Origin of the sequence: Streptomyces sp. NBC_00083 (genome assembly GCF_026343295.1) — a bacterium.
GTDB lineage: Bacteria > Actinomycetota > Actinomycetes > Streptomycetales > Streptomycetaceae > Streptomyces.
Map to the genome: position 1 here is coordinate 37,565 of NZ_JAPELY010000001.1, position 26,644 is coordinate 64,208.

The following is a 26,644-nucleotide window of genomic DNA, read 5'->3' on the forward strand; positions in this document are numbered from 1 at the left end:
GCGACCAGGCACAAGGACCTGGTGAACAAGTCAATGAACACGAATGTCGGACAAGGGAGTTGGAACCATGAACGCGATCACCGACGGGCAGACGCATTCCACGGAGAGCCGAGCGAGCGGCCGCGCGAGGAGCCGGCTGCGGCACTGGGGTTCGGCGCTGCGGCGCCGGGCGCGGCGCGACGACGGGATGTCTACCTCCGAGTACGCCGTGGGCACGCTCGCGGCCTGCGCCTTCGCGGCGATCCTGTACAAGGTCGTCACCAGCGAGGGCGTGGTGTCGGCGCTGAACCAGCTGATCACCAAGGCGCTCGATGTCCAGGTCTGAGCACGGCCGGCGCCTGCGGGGCGACCGGGGGTTCGTGACGGCCGAGACGGCCGTCGCGATCCCGGCCCTCGTCGGGTTCGCGCTGGCCCTGCTGTGGGCCCTGATGGCGGCCTCGGCCGAGATCAGATGTGTGGACGCGGCCAGGGCGGGGGCTCGCGCGGCGGCCCGGTCCGAGCCGGAGGCCGTCGCGGTGGCGGCGGCGCGGTCGGCCGCGCCGGAGGGCGCCACGGTCACGGTGCGGCGCAGCGGGGAGCTGTGGCGGGTCCGGGTGGAGGCCGCCACGCCGGGCCCCACCCATCTGGCCCTGACGCTCCACGCGGAGGCGGCGGCCCTGGCCGAGGACACGGCGGGGGAGGGGTCGTGAGCGGATGGGGGCGACGGTCCGCGCGGTGGGCGCGGTGGGCGCGGTGGGCCGCGAGGCGGTTTCGCGAGCGAGGCGACCGGGGCTCCGCCACCGTATGGGTGGCGCTGACGGCCGCCACGATGTGCTCGGTGTTCGCGGCCGTGCTCTGTCTCGGCCAGGTGGTGGCCGCGCGGCACCGGGCGGCCGGCGCCGCGGATCTGGCGGCCCTCGCGGCGGCCGACCGGGCCCTGTGGGGCTCGCCGGACGCCTGCGCCAAGGCGGTCGAGGTGGCTCGGGCCCAGGGCGCCGAGATGGTGCGCTGCACGGTCGTGGGCGAGATCGCCGACGTACGGGTGAGGGCGGGGTTCGGACCGTACGCACCCAGCGTCAGGGCGCGGGCGGGGCCGGCTCCGGCTCCTGCGGAGCCCCCCGCAGCAGCTCCGTGAGGAGGCGGACCGCGCCGCGCTTGTGCAGCGGGTCGTTGCCGTTGCCGCACTTGGGGGACTGGATGCAGGACGGGCAGCCGGCCTCGCACTCGCAGGACGCGATTGCCTCGCGGGTCGCGGTCAGCCAGCGTGCGGCCGTGTGGAAGGCCCGTTCGGCGAATCCGGCTCCGCCCGGGTTGCCGTCGTACACGAAGACCGTCGGCAGCAGGGTGTCCGGGTGCAGCGGGATGGAGACGCCGCCGATGTCCCAGCGGTCGCAGGTGGCGAAGAGCGGCAGCATGCCGATGGAGGCGTGTTCGGCGGCGTGCAGGGCGCCGCCGAGGATCTCCGGGTTGATCCGGGCGGCATCGAGCTGGTCCTCGGTGACGGTCCACCACACGGCCCGGGTGCGCAGGGTGCGCGGTGGCAGGTCGAGCTTGGTCTCGCCGAGCACCTCGCCGGTGATGAGTCTGCGGCGCAGAAAGGAGACGACCTGGTTGGTGACCTCGACGGAGCCGTAGCAGAGGCGGCCGGACCCCCAGGGGATCTCGGTGTCGGTGGTGAGGACGGAGATGGAGGTGGTGTCCCTGGCGACGGTCGAATAGGGCGGACTTGCCTCCTCGACGAGGGCGGCGGAGTCCTCCAGGTCCAGATGCTTCACCAGGTACGTACGGCCCTGGTGGAGGTGGACGGCGCCGTCGTGGACGGCGGTGTGGGCGGCGGCCGCGTCGACCGTGCCGAGCAGCCGTCCCGTCGAGGCCTCGACGATCTGGACCGGGCGGCCGCCCCCGCCGCGGATGTCGGTGAGGTCGGCGGCCCGTTCGCGACGGGTCCAGAACCAGCCGTTGCTGCGGCGCCGCAGCAGCCCCGCCTGCTCGAGCTGCGGCATGAGCTCCGGGCTCGCCGGTCCGAAGAGCTTCAGGTCGCTCTCGGTGAGCGGCATCTCGGCGGCTGCCGCGCACAGGTGCGGGGCCAGCACGTACGGGTTGTCCGGGTCGAGCACGGTGGACTCGACGGGCTGCTGGAACAGCGCCTCGGGGTGGTGGACGAGGTAGGTGTCCAGCGGGTCGTCGCGGGCGATCAGGACGGCCAGGGCGCCCTGGCCCGAGCGTCCGGCCCGGCCGGCCTGCTGCCACAGGGAGGCCCGGGTGCCCGGGTAGCCGGCGATCAGGACGGCGTCGAGGCCCGAGACGTCGATGCCGAGTTCCAGGGCGGTGGTGGCGGCCAGGCCGAGCAGTTCGCCGGAGTGCAGGGCCTGCTCCAGGGCGCGGCGTTCCTCGGGCAGGTAGCCGCCCCGGTAGGCGGCGACGCGCCGGGCGAGGGTGCGGTCGACCTCGTACAGGCGTTCCTGGGCGATCACCGAGATGAGTTCGGCGCCGCGCCGGGAGCGGACGAAGGCGACCGTGCGGACGCCCTGCACGGCGAGGTCGGTGAGGAGGTCGGCGGTCTCGGCGATGGCGGTGCGGCGCACCGGGGCGCCCTTCTCGCCGGGCAGCTCGGTGAGCGGCGGCTCCCACAGGGCGAAGACCAGCTCGCCGCGCGGGGAGGCGTCGTCGGCGACCTCGACGACGGGCAGACCGGTCAGGCGGCCCGCTGCGACGGCGGGGTCGGCGGCGGTGGCCGATGCGAGCAGGAAGACCGGGTCGGAGCCGTAGCGGGCACACAGGCGGCGCAGACGGCGCACGACCTGGGCGACGTGCGAGCCGAAGACACCGCGGTAGGTGTGGCACTCGTCGATGACGACATAGCGCAGGGCGCGCAGGAAGGAGGCCCATCGGGGGTGGGAGGGCAGGATGCCCAGGTGCAGCATGTCCGGATTGGTGAGGACGTAGTTCGCGTACTGGCGCACCCATTCGCGTTCCTCGACCGGGGTGTCGCCGTCGTACACGGCGGGCCGGATCGCGTTGCCCAGAGGCGCTGCCAGGGCCTTCACCGAGCGGCGCTGATCGGCCGCCAGGGCCTTGGTGGGGGCGAGGTAGAGGGTGGTCGCACCCCGCCCGTTCGGGGCCTCCGAGCCGTCCAGGAGGGCGCTGAGGACGGGCGCGAGGTAGGCCAGCGACTTGCCGGACGCGGTGCCGGTGGCGATCACCACCGACTCGCCGTCGAGGGCGTGCCCGGCGGCGGCTGCCTGGTGGGCCCAGGGGTGCTCGATGCCGGCGGCCTGGATGGCGTTGATCACTTCCGGGCGGATCAGGTGCGGCCATACTGCATGACGTCCCCCTCGCGGGGGCAAGTGCTCCGTATGAGTGATGCGCGCAGCCCGGCCTGCCCCGGTGCTGAGCCGGTCGAGGACCGTGCCGGGGTCGGGTCGTTCACCCGTGCTGTCGGCGGGTGTTCTGGGTCGGTGATTCCTGGCCATCGGCACCGAGTGTGTCACTGGCGTAGCGGACAATGGTCCCAAGGCGTCGTGCATGGCTGCTGGTAAGTGATTGAATGCCATCGCGGCTGGCGATCCGTTCTCTGGCTCCGCCGGGGAGACTCAGGGGGCGGCCGCTCGATAGCAAGGTGCTGGAGGATCCGTGGACCTGTCCCTGTCGACTCGCAATGTGTCCGGCCCTGGTGGCGACCGTACGGTCGTCGAGGTCGGTGGCGAGATTGATGTGTATACCGCGCCCAAGCTGCGCGAGCAGTTGGTCGAGTTGGTGAACGACGGCAGCTACCACCTGGTTGTCGACATGGAGGGCGTGGACTTCCTCGACTCCACGGGCCTGGGTGTCCTGGTGGGTGGGCTCAAGCGCGTGCGCGCGCACGAGGGCTCGCTGCGCCTGGTCTGCAACCAGGAGCGCATTTTGAAGATCTTCCGGATCACGGGGCTCACCAAGGTGTTCCCGATCCACGGCTCGGTCGACGAGGCCGTCAACGCGACCGACTGACGGCGGCCGTCCTCGGACGGCTCCGGAGGAAGGACAGGGGCGCCGGGCGGCACAGTGGCCCGGGGCCTCTGAGATGTACGCCCGTACGTTCGAGGGGGATCACCATGGCCACCGTTGAACTCCGTTTCAGTGCCCAGCCCGAACACGTCAGGACGGCCCGTCTGGTGGCGGCCGCCGTGGCGCGCCGGGCCGGGGTCGACGAGGCAGTGCTCGACGAGGTCAGACTCGCCGTCGGCGAGGCGTGCAGCCGTGCCGTCGGGCTGCACCGTGCGCATGGCATCGAGTCCCCCGTCCACGTCGTCCTGACCGAGGAGGAGAAGCTGTTCTCCATCGAGGTCGGTGACGGAGTGCCGGGGTCGGGCGGCGGTGCGGCGGCGGTGCCGGGCGTGCGCGGCTCGGCGCCCGCGGACGACCTGGACGACGGCGCGGAGGACGAAATGGGCCTCGCCGTCATCAGCGGTCTTGTGGACGACGTGGAGGTCACGTCCGGCGATTCCGGGGGCGTCATCCGGATGAGCTGGCCCACCACGCCGTCCGAGGTGCTCCCCTGATCCACATTTGTTGGATATGAAGACTGGCCCTGCTGAGCAGGGCCTTTTTTCATTTCTTGATCCACCATTCGGCCCAGTTCCCGGGTGTTTCCTAGATCGACGATCAAGCGTCAATGCTTTTGCCCCATTACCGCTTTCGGGGGCAGTTTCGTGACCGGATCTCTCTCTGATGAGCCGATGAAGGTCAATTCCATTTGCGGCGCCCTGTTTTGATCGTGTTCCGCTACCTACAATCCGTCCACATCTTGAGCTCTGAGCGTCAAGGAGGACGAATGGCGGGGCTCTTCAACCCAACGGAACTCGACCACCCCACATCTCTGGCCGCCGCGGTACTGACCGACGGCAACCGGACGATCGTGATCGTCATCGCGGCTGTCGCGCTGGCGGCCCTGATCGTCGCCCAATTGCTGGTGCGCCAGGTCCTCGCGGCAGGCGAGGGCACCGAATCGATGAAGAAGATCGCGGCGGCCGTACAGGAAGGCGCGAATGCCTATCTGACCCGGCAGTTGCGCACCCTCGGCGTCTTCGCCGTCGTGGTGTTCTTCCTGCTGTTCCTGCTGCCGTCCGACAACTGGTCGCAGCGCGTAGGCCGTTCCGTGTTCTTCCTGATCGGCGCCGTCTTCTCGGCGACGACGGGATACATCGGGATGCGTCTCGCCGTACGCGCCAATGTGCGCGTCGCGGCGGCCGCCCGAGAGGCGACCCCCGCCGAAGGCGAACCCGAAAGGGATCTCACCTCGGTTTCCCACAAGGCCATGAAGATCGCTTTCCGTACGGGCGGCGTCGTCGGCATGTTCACGGTGGGCCTCGGCCTGCTCGGTGCCTCCGTCGTCGTGCTCGTGTACGCGGCCGACGCGCCCAAGGTCCTGGAGGGCTTCGGGCTCGGCGCCGCGCTGATCGCGATGTTCATGCGTGTCGGCGGCGGCATCTTCACCAAGGCCGCCGACGTCGGCGCCGACCTGGTCGGCAAGGTCGAGCAGGGCATCCCCGAGGACGACCCGCGCAACGCCGCCACCATCGCGGACAACGTGGGCGACAACGTCGGCGACTGCGCCGGCATGGCCGCCGACCTGTTCGAGTCGTACGCCGTGACCCTGGTCGCGGCGCTGATCCTCGGCAAGGCGGCGTTCGGCGACTCGGGTCTCGCCTTCCCGCTGATCGTCCCGGCGATCGGCGTGGTCACCGCGATGATCGGCATCTTCGCGGTCGCCCCGCGGCGCGCCGACCGCAGCGGAATGTCGGCCATCAACCGCGGCTTCTTCATCTCGGCGGTGATCTCGCTCGCCCTGGTGGCCGTCGCGGTCTTCGCCTACCTGCCGTCCTCGTACGCCAAGTTGAGCGGCGTCACGGACCAGGTGATCAAGGGCCATGACGGTGACCCGCGGATCCTCGCGCTCGTCGCGGTCGCCATCGGCATCGTCCTGGCGGCGCTGATCCAGCAGCTGACGGGGTACTTCACCGAGACCACCCGGCGTCCCGTCAAGGACATCGGCAAGTCCTCGCTCACCGGCCCCGCCACCGTCGTCCTGGCCGGCATCTCCATCGGCCTCGAATCGGCCGTCTACACCGCCCTGTTGATCGGCCTCGGCGTGTACGGGGCCTTCCTGCTCGGCGGCACCTCGGTCATGCTCGCGCTGTTCGCCGTGGCGCTGGCCGGCACCGGCCTGCTCACCACGGTCGGCGTCATCGTCGCCATGGACACCTTCGGCCCGGTCTCCGACAACGCCCAGGGCATCGCGGAGATGTCCGGCGACGTCCAGGGCGCGGGCGCCCAGGTGCTCACCGACCTGGACGCCGTGGGCAACACCACCAAGGCCATCACCAAGGGCATCGCCATCGCCACGGCCGTCCTGGCCGCGGCGGCGCTCTACGGCTCGTTCAAGGACGCCATCGCCACGGCCGTGGGCGACGTCCACGCCAAGGCGAACGAACTGACCTTGAGCATGGACATCTCACAGCCCAACAACCTCGTCGGGCTGATGCTGGGCGCGGCGGTCGTCTTCCTCTTCTCGGGGCTCGCGATCAACGCCGTGTCCCGGTCGGCCGGAGCCGTGGTCTTCGAGGTGCGGCGGCAGTTCCGCGAGCACCCCGGGATCATGGACTACACCGAGCAGCCGGAGTACGGGCGCGTCGTCGACATCTGCACGAAGGACGCGCTGCGCGAGCTGGCCACCCCCGGCCTGCTCGCGGTGCTCGCCCCGATCGCGGTCGGCTTCACCCTCGGCGTCGGCGCGCTCGGCTCGTACCTGGCGGGAGCGATCGGCACCGGCACCCTGATGGCGGTCTTCCTCGCCAACTCGGGCGGCGCCTGGGACAACGCCAAGAAGCTGGTCGAGGACGGCCACTTCGGCGGCAAGGGCAGCGATGCCCACGCCGCGACCGTCATCGGCGACACCGTCGGCGACCCCTTCAAGGACACCGCGGGCCCCGCGATCAACCCGCTGCTGAAGGTGATGAACCTGGTGGCGCTCCTGATCGCGCCGGCCATCGTCAAGTTCAGCTACGGCGACGACGCGAACCCGCTGGTGCGGGGGATCGTGGCGGCGCTCGCCATCCTCGTCATCATCGGCGCGGTGTACGTGTCGAAGCGGCGCAGCGTGGCCGTGGGTGACGACGGCACCAACGAGCGGGTCGCTAAGTCGGCGGACCCGGCGGTGGTTTCGTAACCACAGGTGCGGCAAAGGGCGGGCGGACGGTGGGGTTTGACACACCGTCCGCCCGTTCTGCTTGGTGCAAATGGCTTCAAATAGCTGAAATAGGGGACACATCACACGGACGGCAAGCGATTGTCGCCCACTTGGCGTGTATGTTCCGGGGCCGAGAGCCTTGGAAGGGACCAAACCGGTGAACAAGAAGCTTGCGGCCGCACTGTCCGGCGGTGCGGTACTGATGCTGGCGCTGTCGGGCTGCAGCGACGACTCCAGCAAGAAGGTCGACGACTGGGCGAAGACCTTCTGCAACACGGCCCAGCCCCAGTTCAAGAAGATCACTGACGCCAACGCCGCCATCCAGGCGCAGACGCGTGACGACAGCAAGCCCGCCGATGTGCAGAAGACGGACTCCAACGCCTTCCAGCAGATTTCGGACGCCTACAAGGCGCTTGCCGGAGCCGTCGACAAGGCCGGCGCTCCGCCGGTCAAGGACGGCGCCACCACGCAGCAGGAAGCCGTCAAGGGCCTGAACGCCTCGTCCGTGGCGTACGCGAACCTGAAGAAGAAGGTCGACGCGCTCGACGCCGGCGACCAGGCCGCGTTCGCCAAGGGACTTGAAGACATCGCCACCGAGCTGGGCAAGACCAGCTCGACGGGCGACGCCTCCCTGAAGAACCTGGAGTCCGGCGACGTCGGCAAGGCGATGCAGAAGCAGCCCGGCTGCCAGAAGCAGACGCCGTCCTCCCCGGCGCCCGCGGGCTCGGGCGCACCGGCCGACAAGGCGGCCGCCCCGTCCCAGTCGGCCTCGCCGTCGGGCTCCGCGTCGCCGTCGGGCTCGGCGTCTCCGTCCGGCTCCGCCGCTCCGTCGCAGAGCGCCAAGTCGTAGCCCGTACGCGCCCCTGACCGTGGCCCGGCCCCTTCGCGGGGGCCGGGCCACGGCCGTGAGGCGGTGATTGTCAGAGGCAGCGGCGACAATGGCCGGGTGAGTACGACCAGCCTTCCCGCGCCCGGTCACGCAGCCCGCCTGCGCGACGCCCTGCTCGCCGCCGCGTTCACCGCCGACGGCCTGCTCGACCTGCTCGGTGCCCCCGCGTATGCCGCGCTGGCCCGCAGCGAGACCGTCCCCGCCCTGCGCGCCACCCGGGGGCAGGCGCCGCTCGACACCCTGGTGCGGCTCTTCCTGCTCCAGCAGCCCGTTCCCCACGCGAGCGCCCGCGCGGCCCTGCCGCTCGACGAGGCGCTCGCCGACGGCTGGGTGGTCCGCGAGGGCGAAGAGGTGCGCGCCACGGTCGACGTGCGGCCCTACGGCGGCCCCGAGGAGCAGGACTGGTTCATCGTCTCCGACCTCGGCTGCGCGGTCGGCGGCGCGGGCGGTGCGAGCGGGCGCGACGAGGCCATGGTGCTCGGCGTCGGCGGCGCCTCCACGACACTGGCCGGCATCACCGTGCGGATGCCCGTGGGCTCCGCCCTCGACCTCGGCACCGGCTCCGGCATCCAGGCGCTGCACGCCGCACAGCACGCCACCCGCGTCACCGCCACCGACCTCAACCCCCGCGCCCTCGGCTTCACCCGTCTGACGCTGGCTCTGTCGGGCGCCGCCGAGGCCGAGTTGCGGACGGGGTCGCTGTACGAACCGGCGGGCGAGGAGACGTACGACCTGATCGTCTCCAACCCGCCGTTCGTGATCTCGCCCGGCGCCCGGCTGACCTACCGGGACGGCGGCATGGGCGGGGACGATCTGTGCCGCACGCTCGTTCAGCAGGCGGGGGAGCGCCTCAACCCCGGCGGCTACGCCCAGTTCCTGGCCAACTGGCAGCACGTCGAGGGCGAGGAGTGGCAGGACCGGCTGCGCTCCTGGGTCCCGCGCGGCTGCGACGCCTGGATCGTGCAGCGCGAGGTCCAGGACATCACCCAGTACGCCGAGCTGTGGCTGCGCGACGCCGGGGACCACCACAGCGACCCCGCGCGCTACGCGGAGCGCTACGGGGCGTGGCTCGACGAGTTCGAGGCGCGCAAGACCAAGGCCGTCGGCTTCGGCTGGATCACCCTGCGCCGCACCGACAGCGACCGGCCGTCCATCGTGACCGAGGAATGGCCCCACCCCGTCGAGCAGCCCCTCGGCGACACCGTGCGGGCCCACTTCGAGCGCCACGACTACCTGCGCCGGCAGGACGACGCGGCGCTGCTCGCCGACCGGTTCCGCCTCGCCGACGAGGTGGTGCAGGAGCAGGTGGGTCCCCCGGGCGCCGAGGACCCGGAGCACGTGGTGCTGCGGCAGAACCGCGGCATGCGCCGGGCCACCAAGGTCGACACGGTGGGCGCCGGCTTCGCGGGCGTCTGCGACGGTCAGCTGCCCGCCGGCCGGATCCTGGACGCGATCGCCCAGCTGATCGAGGAGGACCCGGTGCTGCTGCGCGACCGCACCCCGGAGTCCATCCGGCTCCTGGTGGAGCAGGGCTTCCTGGAGCCGGTGGCGGAGTGAACCGGACCGGGGGGACCGGCCGGGCGGCGCCCGGCCGGGAGAGGGAAGGCCGTTGCGGACGGCGAAGAGCCTGGCGAAGAGCCTGAGGGAGGGGGAGCTGTGATCCGGATCGAGCTGGACGAGGCGGCACTGGGGTCGACCCGCATAGCCGTCAGCCCGCTCTGGGACGCCTTCTGCAGCCTGCACCTGCTCGCCGAGCACCGGCGGCCGTCCTGGCCCTACCAGGAGTGGGCGGCGCGGGCCCGGCAGGTCCTGACCGGGGACGAGCGGGTCGAGCCGCTGCGCCGCCTCCTCCACGGCCCCCTGCACTTCCCGGACTTCGTCCTTCCGCGCCCCATCGGGACGACCTCGGTGGAGGAGGAGCTGGCCGCTCTGCGCGCGACCCCGCCCGAGGTCGTGCGCCGGCAGCTCGCCGAGCACTATCCCGGCAGGGAGGACGACCCCCTGGTCCGGCCCTACCGCCAGGATCCGGAGGCCGCCTGCGCTGCCCTCGCGGACGCCTACCAGGCGTACTGGGACGGCGCGTTGGCCGAGCTGTGGCCCACCATGCGACGGCTCGTCGAGGACGAAGTCCTGGTCCGGGCGCGGACGTTCGCGACCGAGGGCATCGACGCGCTGTTCGCCGGGCTCGAATCACGCGCCCGGTGGACCCCGCCGGTCCTGGAACTGACCAAGCACATCGACGCCGAGTACGCGGCGGGCGAGCGCCGGCTGCTGCTGATCCCGCTGGTCTTCGCCGAAGGCTGCCGGCTGTACTCGACGGACGACCCCGAGGTGCTGGCCGTCTCCTTCCAGGCGAGGGGCGCGGGCGCGCTGCGCGAACGGCCCGGCCTGCCGGACGACGACCGGCTCGGCCTGCTCCTGGGGCGTGGACGCGCCGCCGTGCTGCGGCAGTTGGGCGGCCCGCTCACCACGGCCGGTCTCGCCGACCGGCTCTCGCTGGCCCCCAGCACCGTCTCGGAACACCTCTCGGCGCTCGCGCAGGCCGGAGTCGTCACCCGGCACCGGGTGGGCCGCAGCGTCTACTACCAGCTCACCGACACCGGCCGCTCCCTCCTCGCACTGCTGTCGGGGCAGAACGTGCTCCGGGCGGTGGGCTGAGCGGACGACGCGGCACCCGAGGAATGTCCAGGCGCCCCGAGCGCGCGGGGCTCCCAGGATTCGGGGCCTCCCGAATCGATGGCTCCGGCCCCGGGCGGACTCCTAGCGTCCGGGGCATGACAGCGATCGAAGTACGGGACCTGCGCCGCACCTACACCTCGCGCAGCGGCTGGCTGCGGCCTCGGCGGGTGACGACCGAGGCGGTGCGCGGCGTCACCTTCGACGTCGGGCGGGGCGAGCTCTTCGGGCTGCTCGGGCCCAACGGCGCGGGCAAGACCACCACCATCAAAATGCTCAACACCCTGCTCCTGCCGACCTCCGGCACGGCCCGCGTGCTCGGTCACGACGTGGCACGCGATCCGGTCCGCGTACGCCGCAGCATCGGGTACGTCTTCGGTGGCGACCGGGGCCTGTACGAGCGGCTCTCCGCGCTCGACAACCTGCGCTACTTCGCCGAGCTGTACGGGGTCGAGCCCCGCGAGCAGAAGGCGCGGATCGCCGAACTCCTCGACCTGGTCGGGCTGCGCGGACGCGAGCGGGAACGCGTCGAGGGGTACTCCCGCGGCATGCGGCAGCGGCTGCACATCGCGCGCGGGCTGCTGCACCGGCCCGACGTCCTCTTCCTCGACGAGCCCTCCATCGGCGTCGACCCGGTCGCCGCGCGGGACCTGCGGCGGACCGTCGCCGACCTGCGGGCCGGCGGCACCACCGTGCTCCTGACCACCCACTACATGGCCGAGGCCGACGAGCTGTGCGACCGCATCGCGGTCATCGCGGGCGGCACGATCCGGGCGCTCGGCACCCCCGGCGAACTCAAGGCCCGCGTCCAGGAACGCGACGTCCTCGAAATAGAGGCGTTCGGGGCCGACGAGACCGCCCTCGAACGGCTGCGCGGCCTGCCCGGGGTGCGCGGGGTCGCCGCCGAGGAGCGCGGCGCCGCGCAGAGCGTCACCGTGCAGACCGATCGCGGCGCCGACCTGCACGGACAGGTACTCGCGGCGCTGGACGGCATCCGCGTCGGACGCGTCGGCACCCGCGAACCGACCCTGGAGGACGCCTATATCGCGATCGTGGAGGGCGCCGCCGCCACCTCCCCCGCGCCGGCCGCGGCCGGGGTGACCGCGTGAGGCGCGCACTGCGGCTGATCCGGGTCGGCGTGCGCACCCACGTCACGTACATGTCCCGTTCGCCCCTCGAAATCACCTTCGCGGTGCTGGTCCCGCTCGTCTACGCCACGCTCGCCGTCTACCTCTTCCGGGCGGCGGGCGACCCCGACCGGCTGCTCACCGCGTCCGTCGGCGCCGGCCTCATGGGCATCTGGTCGTCGGTCCTGTTCGGCTCGGGCGGCGCGGTGCAGAACCAGCGCTGGCTCGGCACCCTGGAGATGCTGGTCGTCTCCCCCACCCGGCTGCCCCTCGTCCTGCTGCCGATCACCCTGGCCACCGCCGTCGTCGGCACCTATTCGATGGTGGCGACCGTGCTGTGGGGCCGGCTCCTGTTCGGGGTGCCGCTGAGCTTCGCGCACCCGGTGCTCTTCCTGGTCGCGGTGCCGGTCTGTGTGCTGGCGCTCGGCATGATGGGGCTGCTCCTCGCGGCCACCTTCGTACTGCTGCGCAACGCCAACGCCCTCGCCAACCCGCTGGACGCGCCGGTCTGGCTGCTCTCCGGAATGCTCCTGCCGATCACCGTCCTGCCGGCGTGGACCCGGCCCATCTCCTGGGCCCTGCCCACCACTTGGGGCTCCCGGGCGGTGCACGCCGCCACCTCCGGCGGAGACGTGGTGACCCCGATGGGCGTCGCGCTCGCCCTCGGCGTGCTCTACGCGCTGCTCGCGGTCGCCGTCCTCGGCCGGGTCGAACACCGCGCCCGCGCCGCCGCCTCGCTCGCCCTCGCCTAGGAGACCACCGACATGCGTCAACTCATCCGTACCGGGCGGCTGGTCGTCGTCGGCGGGACGATCTCGTACCGGGCCCTGTTCAACTGGACCACGCCGCCCATGTTCATCGGGACCCTGCTGGTGGGGCCGGTCCTGCAACTCCTCTTCTTCGTCTTCCTCGGACGGGAACTCGGCGTCGCCGACGACCGTTTCTATCTTGTGGGAAACGCCGTCCTCGCATCCTCCACCGCATGCGTGTACGGCGGCACGATGGCCGTCGCGAACGAACGGCGGTACGGCACTCTGGGGGCCGTGCTGCTCTCGCCGCGGCGCCGCGCGCCCCTCTGGTTCGGCCGCGCCCTGCCGTATGTGGTGAACGGCCTGGTCGTCAGCGCCGTCACGCTCGCCGCCGCGTGCCTGGTGCTCGGTCTGAGCCTGCCCGCCACCGCCCTGCCGGGGCTCGCCCTGGTGCTGGTCGCGGCCGCCGTCGCCTGCTCGGCGTTCGGTCTCGCGCTCGGCGCCCTCGGCCTGCGCTTCAGGGACGTGTTCCTCGTGTCCAACGTGGCCAGTTCCGCCCTGCTGCTGCTCACCGGGGCCAACGTGCCCCGCTCGTCCCTGCCCGGATGGATGCGTACGGCAGGCGACGTACTGCCGCTGACCCACGCGGCGGACGCGGCCCGGCTGCTCGCGGGCGGCGGGGGGATCGCCTGGGGCACGGTCGGCGCGGAGTGCGCGGTCGGCGCGGGCTACGCGCTGCTCGCGGTGGGGCTGCTCGCGCTGTTCGAGCGGGGCAGCAGACGGCGGGCGACGCTCGACGTGATGTGAGGCCGGTGCGAGGCGACGCCGGTGCCGGGTGACGCTCAGTGCCGGTGTGACGCTCGACGCCTTTTGCCGGTGCCGCCCGACGCCCTGCCGGGGAGGCGCGACCCGGCTGTCGGGGCCCGGATCTGGCTGGAATGCGCATGATCGGGTGACCGTTCACCCGGTGTTCGCCCCGATGCGGCCCCCGCTCTGCCCGGGGGCGTCGCACCGTGACGAGGATCGCGCCCATGAACGCACTGGAAGGGACCGAGGCGGGGCCGGCCGTCTTCGCGGGGACGGTGTTCGTGCTGTTCGGGGGCGCCCTGCTGCTGTGGACCGCGTCCTGTGCGCGCCGCCGCACGCCGGTCGCGCACGGGGCGTCGCCGGTCGCCTCCGCCATGGTCGCGGCCGCCTTCGGTGTCGGATTCCTCCTGCTTGGCGTCTGGTGCTTCACCCGCATCGGGGGAACGTTCTAGACCGAAAGGGGATGAAACGCTTTTCAGAAGGCTTCGGGACGGTCCGGGCGGCAGGATCTCGGTAAGTCGGGTTACCGTTCGAGTGGCCGCTGCGGGCTTTTGCTGTTTGACACGGGGGCGGGTTGTACCGTCACACTCCGCAGCGTCACGTACCGACAACCCGAGTGCCGACCGGAGAGAAGAGCGAAGTTGTCCCCGACCAGCGAGACCGCAAAGGGCGGCCGCCGACTCGTCATCGTCGAGTCTCCTGCCAAGGCGAAGACGATCAAGGGCTACCTCGGCCCCGGTTATGTCGTCGAGGCGAGCGTCGGGCACATCCGCGACCTGCCGAACGGCGCCGCCGAGGTGCCCGAGAAGTACACCGGCGAGGTGCGCCGGCTCGGCGTGGACGTCGAACACGACTTCCAGCCGATCTACGTCGTCAACGCCGACAAGAAGGCCCAGGTCAGGAAGCTCAAGGAGCTCCTCGCCGAGTCCGACGAACTGTTCCTCGCCACCGATGAGGACCGCGAGGGCGAAGCCATCGCGTGGCACCTCCAGGAAGTCCTGAAGCCCAAGGTCCCGGTCCACCGGATGGTCTTCCACGAGATCACCAAGGACGCCATCAGGGACGCCGTCGCCAACCCGCGCGAGCTCAACCAGCGCATGGTCGACGCCCAGGAGACCCGCCGCATCCTCGACCGTCTCTACGGCTACGAGGTCTCGCCGGTCCTGTGGAAGAAGGTCATGCCGCGGCTGTCCGCCGGGCGCGTCCAGTCGGTGGCCACCCGGCTCGTGGTGGAGCGGGAACGCGAGCGCATCGCGTTTCGTTCAGCCGAGTACTGGGACCTGACCGGCACGTTCTCCACCGGACGCACGGGCGACGCCTCCGACCCGTCCACGCTGGTGGCACGGCTCAACGCGGTCGACGGCCGGCGCATCGCGCAGGGCCGCGACTTCGGCCCCGACGGACAGCTCAAGAGCGACGTCCTGCACCTGGACGAGGCCGGCGCGCGGACCCTGGCCGCGGCGCTCGCCGACTCCTCCTTCGCCGTGCGCTCGGTGGAGTCCAAGCCCTACCGCCGCTCGCCGTACGCCCCGTTCCGCACGACCACGCTCCAGCAGGAGGCCTCGCGCAAGCTGGGCTTCGGCGCGAAGGCGACCATGCAGGTCGCCCAGAAGCTGTACGAGAACGGCTTCATCACCTATATGCGTACGGACTCCACGACGCTGTCCGACACGGCGATCAACGCCGCTCGGGCCCAGGTGACGCAGCTCTACGGCGCCGACTACCTGCCGGACAAGCCGCGCACGTACGCCGGGAAGGTCAAGAACGCGCAGGAGGCGCACGAGGCGATCCGCCCTTCGGGTGATCGTTTCCGCACCCCGGCCGAGACCGGCCTGACCGGCGACCAGTTCCGGCTCTACGAGCTGATCTGGAAGCGCACCGTCGCCTCCCAGATGAAGGACGCGGTCGGCAACTCGGTGACCGTGAAGATCGCCGGACGGGCGAGCGACGGCCGGCAGGCCGAGTTCTCCGCCTCCGGCAAGACGATCACCTTCCACGGCTTCATGAAGGCGTACGTCGAAGGCGCCGACGACCCCAACGCCGAGCTCGACGACCGTGAGCGCCGGCTGCCGCAGGTGGCCGAGGGCGACGCCCTGTCGTCCGAGGAGATCTCGGTCGACGGCCACGCCACCAAGCCGCCGGCCCGCTACACCGAGGCCTCGCTGGTCAAGGAGCTGGAAGAGCGCGAGATCGGGCGCCCGTCCACGTACGCCTCGATCATCGGCACGATCCTGGACCGCGGCTACGTCTTCAAGAAGGGCACGGCGCTCGTGCCGTCCTTCCTGAGCTTCGCCGTCGTCAACCTCCTGGAGAAGCACTTCGGGCGGCTCGTCGACTACGACTTCACCGCCAAGATGGAGGACGACCTCGACCGCATCGCGCGGGGCGAGGCCCAGGCGGTGCCGTGGCTGAGGCGGTTCTACTTCGGTGAGGGCGACGCGGCGACGGCCGGCGCGGCCTCCTCCGCCGGCAACGGCGACGGCGACCACCTCGGCGGGCTCAAGGAGCTCGTCACCGACCTCGGTGCCATCGACGCCCGCGAGATCTCCTCGTTCCCCGTCGGCGAGGGCATCGTGCTCCGCGTCGGGCGCTACGGCCCCTACGTCGAGCGCGGCGAGAAGGACTCCGAGGGCCACCAGCGCGCCGACGTTCCCGAGGACCTCGCGCCCGACGAGCTGACCGTCGAGTACGCGGAGGAACTGCTCGCCAAGCCGAGCGGCGACTTCGAGCTGGGCACGGACCCCGTGAGCGGCAACCAGATCGTCGCCAAGGACGGCCGCTACGGCCCGTACGTCACCGAGATCCTGCCCGAGGGCACCCCGAAGACCGGCAAGAACGCGGTCAAGCCGCGCACCGCCTCGCTCTTCAAGTCGATGACCCTCGACACGGTCACCCTCGACGACGCCCTCAAGCTGATGTCGCTGCCCCGCGTCGTCGGCAACGACGCGGAAGGCGTCGAGATCACCGCGCAGAACGGGCGCTACGGCCCGTACCTGAAGAAGGGCACCGACTCGCGCTCCCTGGAGACCGAGGACCAGCTCTTCTCCATCACGCTCGAAGAGTCCCTCGCGATCTACGCCCAGCCCAAGCAGCGTGGCCGCGCCGCCGCCAAGCCCCCGCTCAAGGAGCTCGGCGTCGACCCGGTCAGCGAGAAGCCGGTCGTGGTGAAGGACGGCCGCTTCGGACCGTACGTCACCGACGGCGAGACCAACGCGACGCTGCGGACCGCCGACAGCGTCGAGGAGATCACGCCCGAGCGCGGCTTCGAGCTGCTCGCCGAGAAGCGGGCCAAGGGCCCCGCCAAGAAGACGGCGAAGAAGGCCCCCGCCAAGAAGGCCGCCACCGCCAAGAAGGCGCCCGCCAAGAAGACGGCGGCCGCGAAGAAGACGACCGCGTCCAAGACGACCGCGGCGAAGAAGGCCCCCGCCAAGAAGGCCCCCGCCAAGAAGGCCGCCGCCAAGAAGGCCGCGACTTCCGAGTAGGCCAGGGATGGTGACGGGGGGTCGGGGCACACGCCCCGGCCCCCCGTCGTTCGTCCGCCCATATGTTCGGGCACCCCCGCCGGGACGGCGACGCTCCGGATAGGCTGGGCGGATGACGCGAGGAGCCGAGCATCACCCAAGCTCTGAAGGATCAGGGGGGACCCCCACGGTTGTGAGCCCCATCTCCGAAGCCCTGGCAGCGGATTCACGCGAACGTGCGGTACGCGCCCTGTTGCGCATCCCCACGTTGCGGCGACTGTGGAGCGCGCAGCTCGTCGGGGGGATCGGCGACGTACTCGCCGTCCTTGTCACGCTGCTGCTGGCGCTCCAGGCCGCGCTGGCCCAGCAGTCCTTCGGGGGTGGTTACCGGGGGGCGGCGTTCGCCGTCGCTGCCGTGCTCGGCGCACGGGCGCTCGCGACGGTGCTCTTCGGCGCCGTGCTGCTCGGGCCGGTCTCCGCGCTCACCGCGCCCAGCGGGCCGCTCGACCGGCGCTGGACCATGGTCGGCGCCGACGGCATCCGGGCCGCGCTTCTGATCGTGGCCCCGCTGTGGATCGACTGGACCCCCTCCCACGCCCTGCTCCTCGTCCTCATCACCGCCTTCCTCGCAGGCGTCGCCGAACGGTTCTGGACGGTGGCCAAGGAGAGCGCGGCCCCCGCGCTGCTGCCGGCGCCGCCCCTGGAGGGCGCCGCCGTCCGGCCGCTCCCCGACCACCTGGGCGCCCTGCGCCGCCTGTCGCTGCGTACGACGTTCGTGGCGATCCCCCTCGGCGCCGCCGCCCTGCTCGTCGCGGCCCTCGTCAGCAATCTGCTCGGCACCGGCATCGACTGGTTCAAGCTGCACCAGGCCGCCCTCGGCTCCTACCTGGCCGCCGGGCTGTTCGCCGCGTCGATCTCCGTGGTCGCCCTGCTCGAACTCCCGGACACCCAGACACCGCGCGCCCGTTCACCCCTGGAGGGGCTGCGCAGGCCCAGCACCGGCAACGGCCCCGACAAGGGCCGCACCGGCGCCGTCCCGCTCCTGGTCCTCGCCTGCGCCTCGGTCGCGGGCGCCATCGCCGCCGCCGCGTCCGTCGCCGTGCTGCACGCCGTCGACCTGGGCGGCGGCCCGGCCGCGTTCGCGCTCCTCGTCCTCGCCCTGACCGGCGGCACGGTGCTCGGCATCCGCGGCGCCGCCAAGATCCTCCCGGTGCTCTCGCGGCGCCGGCTGCTGTCGTTCGCCATCACTGTCACCGGCGTCGCCCTGCTCGCCATAGGCCTCGTGCCCGACCTCGCGACGGTCCTCTTCATCGCGCTGGTCGCGGGCGTCGCCGCCGGCGTCGCGGCCAACACCGGCCACGTGCTGATCGACCAGGAGACCGAGGAGTACCGCAGGACCCGCACCGGCGAACACCTCCAGGCGGTCGTACGGGTCGCCATCGGGCTCGGCGCCATCGTCGCGCCGCTGCTCGCCGCGGCCATCGGCAGCCACCGCGTCGAGTCGGGCTCGTTCGTCTTCGCGCACGGCGGCGCCGGCTTCACGCTGATGCTCGTCGGCGCCCTCCTGCTGCCGCTCGCCGCGGTGGTCCTCGCCAAGGCCGACGACCGCCAGGGCGTCCCGCTCCGGCGCGACCTGGCCGACGCGGTACGCGGCGCGGACCCCGCGCAACTGCCGGCCACGTCCGGATTCTTCATCGCCCTCGAAGGCGGCGACGGCGCCGGCAAGTCCACCCAGGCCGAGGCGCTCGCCGAGTGGATCCGCGCCAAGGGCCACGAGGTCGTCGTCACCCGCGAGCCCGGCGCGACGCCGGTGGGCAAGCGGCTGCGGTCGATCCTGCTCGACGTGTCGTCGGCCGGCCTCTCCAACCGGGCCGAGGCCCTCCTGTACGCGGCCGACCGCGCGGAGCACGTCGACTCGCTGGTGCGGCCCGCCCTGGAGCGCGGCGCGATCGTCATCTCGGACCGCTACATCGACTCGTCCGTCGCCTACCAGGGCGCCGGCCGTGATCTGTCTCCGACCGAAATCGCCCGGATCAACCGGTGGGCAACTGGCGGACTCGTACCGCATCTGACCGTTCTGCTCGATGTTTCGCCCGAAACGGCCCGTGAGCGCTTCACGGAGGCGCCCGACCGCCTCGAGTCGGAACCGCCGGAGTTCCACGGCCGGGTCAGGTCCGGCTTCCTCACCCTCGCCGCCGCCGACCCCTCCCGCTACCTGGTGGTCGACGCGGGTCAGGAGCCCGAGGCCGTCACCACGGTCGTACGCCACCGGCTCGACCAGATGCTGCCGCTCTCCGAGGCCGAGATCAGGGCCCAGGAGGAAGCACGCAAGAAGGCCGAGGAAGAGGCCCGCAAGCGCGCCGAGGAAGAAGCCGCGCGCAAGGCCGAGGAAGAGCGCCTGGAGCGCGAGCGCCAGGAACAGCTCGCCAAGCTGCGCGCGGAGGAAGAGGAACGCAAGCGGCGCGAGCTGGAGGAGGCGCGCCGCCGCGAGGAGGAGCGCAGGGCGGAGGAGGCCCGGCAGCGGGCCGAGGAGGCCAGGCGCCTCGCCGAGGAGGAGCGCGTACGGCGCGAGGCCGAGGAGAAGGCGCGCGCCGTCGAGCAGGAGCGGCTGCGCAAGCAGGCGGAGGAGGAGGCCCGGCTGCGCGCCGAGGCGGAGGCCCGCCGCCTGGAGAAGCAGCGCAAGGCCGAGGAGGCGCTGCTGCGCGCCGAGGAGGCCCGCCGGCTCGCGGAGTCGGCGGCGGCAGCCGCCGCGGCGACCGCGGCTTCGGCCGCGCAGAGCGGGACCGGTACGGCTTCGACGCCGCGTCCTTCGGGCGCGTCCGGCCCGGCCCGTCCGGCGTCGGGCTCCTCGAAGCCGGGCGGTGCCGCCGGCGCGCCGGGTTCTGCCAAGTCGTCCCGCGGCTCGGCCGACGAGTCGGAGTCGGAGGTCACCGTGACGACCCCGGTCGTCAGCCCCAACGAGGTGACGCAGCCGGTGCCGGTCGCCGAGCCCGACGAAGTCACCCAGAACGTGCCGGTCGCCCAACCGGAGAAGCGGGACACGAAGGGGACCAGGGGCGCCCAGGGGTCCAAGGACGCCAAGGGCGCCGCGGCCGGTCGGGGCGGCGACGCCGACGAGACGACGGTCCTGCCGGCGGTGTCGGACGCCGAGACGACCGTGCTGCCCGCCGTGTCCGCGGCGTCCGCCGAGGAGACGGCGGTGCTGCCGCCGGTGCGCGGCGCCGATCCGGCGGACCGGGTGCCGCGCGGCCTCTTCCGCGACGAGCACGACGCGGACCACCGGGGCGCCGGGGGAGACGGCGGCAACGAGCGCACGCGCGAGCTGCCGCAGATCGACCCGGCGACCGGCCAGGAGCGTCCGCGCCGCCGTTCGGACTGGGCGGAGGAGACCCCGCTCGACGACCTGCCGACCCTCGCGGACGAACTGCTCGGCCCGCACGACGGTGACGAGGACGGCGAAGGGCGACGCGGGCGGCGCCGCTGAGGGAGCCCGCTCCCTGGACGGTCGGGTTCCGGTGGGGCAGGCCACACCCCGAACACTCGTGCCGGTACGCAGAGCGATCTGCGTGCCGGCACGATCGCGTGGGGCGCCGGGATTTTCTACCGTGGTCAGTGCCACGCAGCGCAGGGCTCCGACCGGCGACCCCCACGGGGCCATGCCGCTTCACCTCCCTGACCTGCGGGGTTGTGCGCTCTGGCGTCCGCTGTCAGTGGGGTGCCGCACAATGGGCGCAGCAGCGACCGGAGGTAGGGAGGGGCAGTAGATGACCGTGTGGGACGACCTGGTGGGCCAGGAGCGCATGCAGGAGCAGCTGGCCGCCGCCGCCCGGGACGCCGACGCGCTCGTCACCGCCGAGCGGTCCGGTCAGCCGCGCCCCGAGGCGTCCAAGATGACCCACGCCTGGCTGTTCACCGGCCCGCCCGGCTCCGGCGGCCCCACCGCCGCCCGTGCCTTCGCGGCCGCCCTGCAGTGCGTCAGCCCGGACCGCGCGCTGGGCGGCATCCCGGGCTGCGGCTTCTGCGACGGGTGCCACACGGCGCTGATCGCCACCCACGCCGATGTCACGGTCGTCACCACCGAGGGCCTCACCATCGGCGTCAAGCAGACCCGTGAACTGGTGCGGGGCGCCCAGATGTCGCCGTCCGGCGGCCGCTGGCAGGTGATCATCGTCGAGGATGCCGACCGGTTCACCGAACAGGCGGCCAACGCGGTCCTCAAGGCCGTCGAGGAGCCCGCGCCGCGCACGGTGTGGCTGCTCTGCGCGCCTTCCTTGGAGGACGTGCTGCCCACCATCAAATCCCGCTGCCGCCACCTCACCCTGCGTACGCCACCGGTCGAGGCGGTGGCCGACGTCCTGATCCGGCGCGACGGAATCGAGCCCGAGGCCGCGTACGCGGCGGCGCGCGCCACCCAGGGCCACATCGGCCGGGCCCGCCGCCTCGCCACCGACGCGTCGGCGCGGGCCCGGCGGGCCGCGGTCCTGAAGGTGCCGCTGCGCGTCGACGACGTGGGCGGCTGCCTCAAGGCGGCGCAGGAGCTGGTGGACACCGCCGCCGAGGACGCCAAGCAGGTGGCGGAGGAGGTCGACGTCAAGGAGACCGAAGAGCTCAAGGCGGCGATGGGCCAGGTCGCGGGCGGACGCATGCCGCGCGGCACGGCCGGGGTGATGAAGGAGCTGGAGGACAAGCAGAAGCGCCGCAAGACCCGCACGCAGCGCGACAGCCTGGACCTCGCGCTCACCGAGCTGACCGGGTTCTACCGCGACGTCCTCGCGCTGCAGCTCGGCACGAGGGTGGCCATCGCCAACGAGGACGTACGCGACGCGGTGGACCGGATCGCCCGCGCCTCCGGCCCCGAGGGCACCCTGCGCCGCATCGAATCGATCCTGGCCTGCCGCGACGCCCTGGACCGCAATGTGGCCCCGCTGCTGGCAGTAGAGGCGATGACGCTCTCGCTGAGAGCGGGCTGAGCCCCGGGGGCCGCCTCCCGCCACCCCTTCCCGCTCCCCGACCGGTCGGGCTCCCGCTCGCGGGCCGGCCGGGTCCGACGGAGTCACCCGTACGAGCCGCGCCGTCGCGCACCCGCATGCATCGCGTTACAAGGCGGCTACGCTCCGGAGATGGACTCCAGGCGCCTGCTCCGTACCTCAGCCATCGCCGTAGCCACCACCGGCCTGCTCATCTCCGGCTGCTCGTCGGGCAGTTCGTCCACCTCCGCGACCGCGTCAGCGCACACCGCGACGGACGGGGACCCGGGCGGCGCCCCGAGCGCCGAGGAACTCGCCCCGTACTCCTCGCAGAAGCTGAGCTGGCGGGCGTGCGGAGTCGCGAAGTTCGAGTGCGCCACGATGAAGGCGCCGCTCGACTACGCGAAGCCCGCCGGCCCCTCCATCAACCTGGCGGTGGCCCGGGTGAAGGCCACGGGCCCCGGCAAGCGGATCGGATCGCTCCTGGTCAACCCGGGCGGCCCGGGGGGCTCGGCGGTCGGCTACCTCCAGTCGTACGCGGGCATCGGCTACCCCGCGCCGGTGCGGGCCCGCTACGACATGGTGGCCGTGGACCCGCGCGGGGTGGCCCGCAGCGAGCCCGTCGAATGCCTGACGGGCCAGCAGATGGACGCGTACACGGAGGTCGACCAGACCCCCGACGACCCGGCCCAACAGACCGCTCTGACCAAGGCGTTCAAGGAGTTCGCCGCCGGCTGCGAAGCCAAGTCGGGCAAGGTCCTGCCCCATGTGTCCACGGTCGAGGCGGCCCGAGACATGGACCTCCTGCGCCAAGTGCTCGGCGACGAGAAGCTGCACTACGTCGGCGCCTCGTACGGCACGTTCCTCGGCGCGACCTACGCCGAGCTCTACCCCTCCCGCACCGGCCGGCTCGTCCTCGACGGCGCCATGGACCCGTCCCTCTCCTCCCTCGACATGAACCGCGACCAGACGGCGGGCTTCGAGACGGCCTTCAAGTCCTTCGCGACGGACTGCGCCAAGCAGAAGGACTGCCCGCTGGGCCGCGGCTCGGTCGAGGACGCCTCGGACCGCCTCCGCGCGTTCTTCAAGGCCGCCGACGCCAAACCGATCCCCACCGGCCAGAGCCGCAAGCTCGGCGAGGCCCTCGCCACGACCGGGGTGATCGCCGCGATGTACGACGAGGCGGCCTGGCCGGAGCTGCGCACGGCCCTGGCCCGCGCCATGAAGGGCGACGGCGCGGGACTGCTCACGCTGGCGGACTCGTACTACGAGCGGGACGCGAGCGGGAAGTACGCGAACCTGATGTTCGCCAACGCCGCCGTGAACTGCCTGGACGCCCCGCCGTCCTTCACCGGCCCCACCGAGGTGACCGCGGCCCTGCCCTCCTTCGAGCAGGCCTCCCCGGTCTTCGGCGAGGGCTTCGCCTGGTCCGCCCTGAACTGCGCGTACTGGCCCGTCAAAGCCACCGGCACCCCGCACCGCATCGAGGCGAAGGGCGCCGCCCCCATCCTGGTCGTCGGCACCACCCGCGACCCCGCGACCCCGTACAAGTGGGCCCAGTCCCTCGCCGACCAGCTCTCCTCCGGCACCCTCCTCACCTACGAGGGCGACGGCCACACGGCGTACGGCCGAGGGAGCGACTGCATCGACACCGCGATCAACACCTACCTCCTCGACGGCACCCCGCCGGCCAAGGGAAAGCGCTGCTCATAGCCCCACCACCCCGCGCACCCGGGTGACCCCGGACCTGGTCAGAAGCACTCCAGAAACTGTGTAGACTTGGCGACGCTGCTGCTCGCACCATGGTGCGCAGAGCGGTGCCGCCTTAGCTCAGCTGGCCAGAGCAACGCACTCGTAATGCGTAGGTCTCGGGTTCGAATCCCGAAGGCGGCTCTGTGGAAGCCCCAGGACTCACTCGCCGTGACCTGGGGCTTTTGCTTGTCCGCGGCGCTCCTCACCGCACCGACCGGATCCGCCCCACCAGCACCGACCCGCCCACCCCGATCGCCCCCGCCAGCGCGTACAGCACGCCGTACCCGCCCAGGTGTGTCACGACCGGCGCCGCGATCGCCGGGGCCAGTACCTGCGGGAGGGCGTTGGCGATGTTGATGACGCCCAGGTCCCGGCCCCGATCGGCGGCGCTCGGCAGGACGTCGGTGAGCAGGGCGAAGTCGACCGACGTGTACACCCCGTAGCCGACCCCCAGCACCAGCGAAGCCACCACCGCGCCGGTCCACGTCTGCCACACCGCCAGCAGCAGCGTCGCCGCCGAGATGACCAGACCCGACCACACCACGAACACCTTCCGCCGGCCCGTACGGTCCGACCAGATGCCGCCGATCACCACCGTGGCCAGCAGCGTCACCGCGTCGAGCGCGGTCAGGACGAGCACCCCGGTGTCCGCGTCACCCTCGTACCGCACCGCGTCGGTCAGGTAGTACAGCAGATACATCGTGCTGATCGAGTACGACAGGTTCATCAGGAAGCGGGTCAGCCACGCCCACCCGAAGTCCGGATGGCGCCGCGGGTCGATCCAGAAGCCCGACACGAACTCCCGCCAACGGAACGGGGGCCGGGCGGACGCAGGCAGGCGCGCGTCCCGGCGCATCGCCACGTACGGGACGACCGCGAGGAGCGAGAAGACCGCGCACGCCACATACCCCGCCGCGATGCCGCCCGCCGCCGTCGCCAGCGCCGTCCCGACCAGGATGCCCCCGACCTGTGACACCCCGAGCCACCCGCCCACCAACCCCCGCCGCCGGTACGGCACTTGATCCGGAACCGCGGCGGTCAGCGCGGCGAACGACGCGTTCAGCGCGAGCTGCACCAGGCACCAGCCCGCCGTCATCGCCGCCACATCCGGCGCCCACGCCAGGACGGCCAGCCCCGCCGCCCCACCCGCGCCGCCCGCCACCACCCACGGGATCCGGCGCCCCACCCGCGCCGTCGTCCGGTCGGACAGCGCACCGAACACCGGGTTCGCCACCATCGAGACCGCGGCCCCCACACCCGTCACCAGAGCCAGCGTCGACGCCTTGTGACCGGGCGTGAAGTGCTCCGCCTGCCGCGCCAGGAGCAGCTGCAGCGGACCGAACCAGCCCACCCACACCCCGAGGTTGGCCAGCGACAACGCCCCCACCCATCGCCCGCCCGGCTCCCCGCCGCCCTCCCCGTCCGCCCCCTCCACCGGCACGCCCGGGGCCTCGGCCCCGGGCTCCGCCGTCACCGGGCTTCCCCGGCGGACCGCGGACGGCTGCGCGCGATCACGTCCCGGTACCAGGCGTACGAGTCCTTCGGGGTGCGCGCCAGCGTCTCGAAGTCGACGTGGACGAGACCGAAACGCTGCCGGTACCCCTCCGCCCACTCGAAGTTGTCCAGGAGCGACCAGACGAAGTAGCCGCGCACGTCGACACCGTCGGCCATCGCCCGGTGCAGGGCGCGCAGATGACCGTCGTGGTAGGCGATCCTCCGGGCGTCGGCCACCCGGCCGCCGGCCGCCGGATCGGGCCCGTCCCCGTACGAGCAGCCGTTCTCGGTGATGATCACGGGCGGAAGCGCGCCCCCGTAACGGGAGCCGAAGGCCACGAGCAGCTCGTGCAGCCCGTCGGGCACCACCGGCCAGCCGAAGTCGGTCCGTTCGGGACCCCCCATGCCGGGACCCTCCATCTCGAACAGGCCGAACGGCAGGTCCGGCGGGAGCGCGATCCCCGCGAGGCTGGTGGCGGCGTCCGGCGCCGGGGCGCCGACGAGCGCCGGGTTGTAGTAGTTGATCCCGTACCAGTCCAGCGGCGCGGAGATCGTCCTCAGGTCCTCGGCGACCGGACCCGGCATCAGCTCGGCCCAGCCCTCGGGGTAGGCGCCGGTGAGGACCGGGTCGGCGAACAGGCGGTTCATGAGCGTGTCGTACAGCTCGGCCGCGCCCCGGTCCTCGTCCGTGCCGCCGGCCGTACGCACCGGGCTGTGCGAGACCGCGATCCCGATCTCCCGCGCCCCGGCGGCGCGCAGCGCCTCAACTGCCCTTCCGTGGGCGAGCAGTTGGTGGTGGGCCGCGGGGAGCGCGTCGAAGACTAGGTCCTTGCCGGGGGCGTGCTCGCCGATCCCGTAGCCGAGCAGGGTGACCTCGGCCGGCTCGTTGATGGTGATCCAGCGCGGCACGCGGTCGGCGAGCCGCTCCGCCACGACCGAGGCGTACGCGGCGAACCGTTCGGCGGTGTCCCGCTCCAGCCAGCCGCCGCGCTCCTCGAGGGCGAGCGGGGTGTCCCAGTGGAACAGGGTGGGTACGGGGGCGATCCCGGCGGCGCACACCTCGTCGACGAGCCGGTCGTAGAAGTCGAGCCCGCGCTGGTTGGCGGGGCCCGTCCCCGTCGGCTGCACGCGCGGCCAGGAGACGGAGAACCGGTAGGCGCCGACGCCGAGTCCGGCCATCAGCGCGACGTCGTCGCGGTAGCGGTGATAGTGGTCGACGGCGACGTTCGCGTGCGTACCGTCCTTGATGCGGCCGGGCTCCTTGGTGAACGCGTCCCACACCGAGGGCCCCCGGCCGTCGGCGTCCACGGCCCCCTCGATCTGGAACGCCGAGGTGGACACACCCCACAGGAAACCGGGCGGGAAGGCGGGCAGGGGCGGCTGATCGGGCGGCGTCATGGGGGAACTTTTGGGGTGGGGGGCGGGTGCTGTCAATGGAAAGTGAACAACTTTCATGTTCCTGGTTCCGGTCGGACCCAGGCGACACGGGATCCGCTTCGGTCCGGCCGGCCCCACGCG

At 72.3% G+C, this 26,644-nt stretch carries 20 protein-coding genes and 1 tRNA gene; 18 read left to right on the forward strand and 3 right to left on the reverse strand.

Going from position 1 to position 26,644, the window contains the following annotated elements:
• Nucleotides 1-67 precede the first annotated feature (67 nt).
• From OOJ98_RS00170 to OOJ98_RS00180, 3 genes are read left to right on the forward strand one after another with little or no spacing between them, the layout of a single operon-like run.
• Complete coding sequence (locus OOJ98_RS00170; protein ID WP_267052553.1) at nt 68-325, forward strand: DUF4244 domain-containing protein; 258 nt, start codon at nt 68-70, stop codon at nt 323-325.
• Nucleotides 312-689, forward strand: coding sequence for a TadE family type IV pilus minor pilin (locus tag OOJ98_RS00175; protein ID WP_267052554.1), 378 nt, complete (start codon nt 312-314; stop codon nt 687-689). Before OOJ98_RS00170 ends, OOJ98_RS00175 begins: the two co-directional genes overlap by 14 nt.
• Nucleotides 686-1,114, forward strand: coding sequence for an Rv3654c family TadE-like protein (locus OOJ98_RS00180; RefSeq protein ID WP_323177870.1), 429 nt, complete (start codon nt 686-688; stop codon nt 1,112-1,114). The genes OOJ98_RS00175 and OOJ98_RS00180 overlap by 4 nt, the downstream gene beginning before the upstream one ends.
• Here the strand turns inward: OOJ98_RS00180 and OOJ98_RS00185 are convergent.
• A complete protein-coding gene (locus tag OOJ98_RS00185) occupies nt 1,056-3,533 on the reverse strand; it encodes a DEAD/DEAH box helicase (RefSeq protein WP_267052555.1) in 2,478 nt (825 codons plus the stop codon). The genes OOJ98_RS00180 and OOJ98_RS00185 overlap by 59 nt on opposite strands.
• 79 nt (nt 3,534-3,612) lie before the next feature.
• On the opposite strand from OOJ98_RS00185, the gene OOJ98_RS00190 reads away from it, so the two are divergent.
• The 15 genes from OOJ98_RS00190 (at nt 3,613) to OOJ98_RS00260 (ending at nt 23,773) form a co-directional block, all read left to right on the forward strand.
• Complete coding sequence (locus OOJ98_RS00190) at nt 3,613-3,966, forward strand: STAS domain-containing protein (RefSeq protein ID WP_053728100.1); 354 nt, start codon at nt 3,613-3,615, stop codon at nt 3,964-3,966.
• A gap of 104 nt (nt 3,967-4,070) precedes the next feature.
• Entirely contained in the window at nt 4,071-4,517 is a 447-nt protein-coding gene (locus tag OOJ98_RS00195; RefSeq protein WP_267052556.1) for an ATP-binding protein, read from the forward strand.
• 272 nt (nt 4,518-4,789) lie between these two features.
• Entirely contained in the window at nt 4,790-7,183 is a 2,394-nt protein-coding gene (locus tag OOJ98_RS00200; RefSeq protein WP_267052557.1) for a sodium-translocating pyrophosphatase, read from the forward strand.
• A 178-nt stretch (nt 7,184-7,361) separates the two neighbouring features.
• The gene (locus OOJ98_RS00205; protein ID WP_267052558.1) at nt 7,362-8,054 is read left to right on the forward strand and encodes a small secreted protein; all 693 of its coding nucleotides are present in this window, start codon (nt 7,362-7,364) and stop codon (nt 8,052-8,054) included.
• A 96-nt stretch (nt 8,055-8,150) separates the two neighbouring features.
• Nucleotides 8,151-9,650: a methyltransferase gene (locus OOJ98_RS00210; RefSeq protein ID WP_267052559.1), complete on the forward strand. Its 1,500-nt coding sequence runs from the start codon at nt 8,151-8,153 to the stop codon at nt 9,648-9,650.
• Between the two features lie 99 nt (nt 9,651-9,749).
• Nucleotides 9,750-10,751: a helix-turn-helix transcriptional regulator gene (locus tag OOJ98_RS00215; protein WP_267052560.1), complete on the forward strand. Its 1,002-nt coding sequence runs from the start codon at nt 9,750-9,752 to the stop codon at nt 10,749-10,751.
• Nucleotides 10,752-10,867: 116 nt separating this feature from the next.
• A complete protein-coding gene (locus OOJ98_RS00220) occupies nt 10,868-11,878 on the forward strand; it encodes an ABC transporter ATP-binding protein (protein ID WP_267052561.1) in 1,011 nt (336 codons plus the stop codon).
• Nucleotides 11,875-12,648, forward strand: coding sequence for an ABC transporter permease (locus OOJ98_RS00225; protein ID WP_267052562.1), 774 nt, complete (start codon nt 11,875-11,877; stop codon nt 12,646-12,648). The genes OOJ98_RS00220 and OOJ98_RS00225 overlap by 4 nt, the downstream gene beginning before the upstream one ends.
• 12 nt (nt 12,649-12,660) lie before the next feature.
• Nucleotides 12,661-13,452, forward strand: a complete 792-nt coding sequence (locus OOJ98_RS00230) for an ABC transporter permease (RefSeq protein WP_267052563.1) — start codon at nt 12,661-12,663, stop codon at nt 13,450-13,452.
• Nucleotides 13,453-13,676: 224 nt separating this feature from the next.
• Entirely contained in the window at nt 13,677-13,904 is a 228-nt protein-coding gene (locus OOJ98_RS00235) for a hypothetical protein (RefSeq protein ID WP_267052564.1), read from the forward strand.
• A gap of 189 nt (nt 13,905-14,093) precedes the next feature.
• Nucleotides 14,094-16,934 carry a type I DNA topoisomerase gene (gene topA / locus OOJ98_RS00240; protein ID WP_267052565.1) on the forward strand — a complete coding sequence of 947 codons (2,841 nt, stop codon included), beginning with the start codon at nt 14,094-14,096 and terminating at the stop codon, nt 16,932-16,934.
• 112 nt (nt 16,935-17,046) lie between these two features.
• Nucleotides 17,047-20,397 (forward strand): dTMP kinase, encoded by a 3,351-nt coding sequence (tmk, locus tag OOJ98_RS00245; RefSeq protein ID WP_267052566.1) that lies wholly within the window; start codon nt 17,047-17,049, stop codon nt 20,395-20,397.
• Nucleotides 20,398-20,677: 280 nt separating this feature from the next.
• On the forward strand, nt 20,678-21,883 hold the full coding sequence (locus OOJ98_RS00250) for a DNA polymerase III subunit delta' (protein WP_267052567.1): 1,206 nt from the start codon (nt 20,678-20,680) through the stop codon (nt 21,881-21,883).
• Between the two features lie 150 nt (nt 21,884-22,033).
• Nucleotides 22,034-23,593 carry an alpha/beta hydrolase gene (locus OOJ98_RS00255; RefSeq protein WP_267052568.1) on the forward strand — a complete coding sequence of 520 codons (1,560 nt, stop codon included), beginning with the start codon at nt 22,034-22,036 and terminating at the stop codon, nt 23,591-23,593.
• Nucleotides 23,594-23,699: 106 nt separating this feature from the next.
• Nucleotides 23,700-23,773, forward strand: a tRNA-Thr gene (locus tag OOJ98_RS00260).
• 61 nt (nt 23,774-23,834) lie between these two features.
• On the opposite strand, the gene OOJ98_RS00265 is transcribed toward OOJ98_RS00260, so the two are convergent.
• On the reverse strand, nt 23,835-25,073 hold the full coding sequence (locus OOJ98_RS00265; RefSeq protein ID WP_267055444.1) for an MFS transporter: 1,239 nt from the start codon (nt 25,071-25,073) through the stop codon (nt 23,835-23,837).
• Between the two features lie 29 nt (nt 25,074-25,102).
• The gene (locus tag OOJ98_RS00270) at nt 25,103-26,524 is read right to left on the reverse strand and encodes a glycoside hydrolase family 1 protein (RefSeq protein WP_267052569.1); all 1,422 of its coding nucleotides are present in this window, start codon (nt 26,522-26,524) and stop codon (nt 25,103-25,105) included.
• Nucleotides 26,525-26,644: the final 120 nt, after the last annotated feature.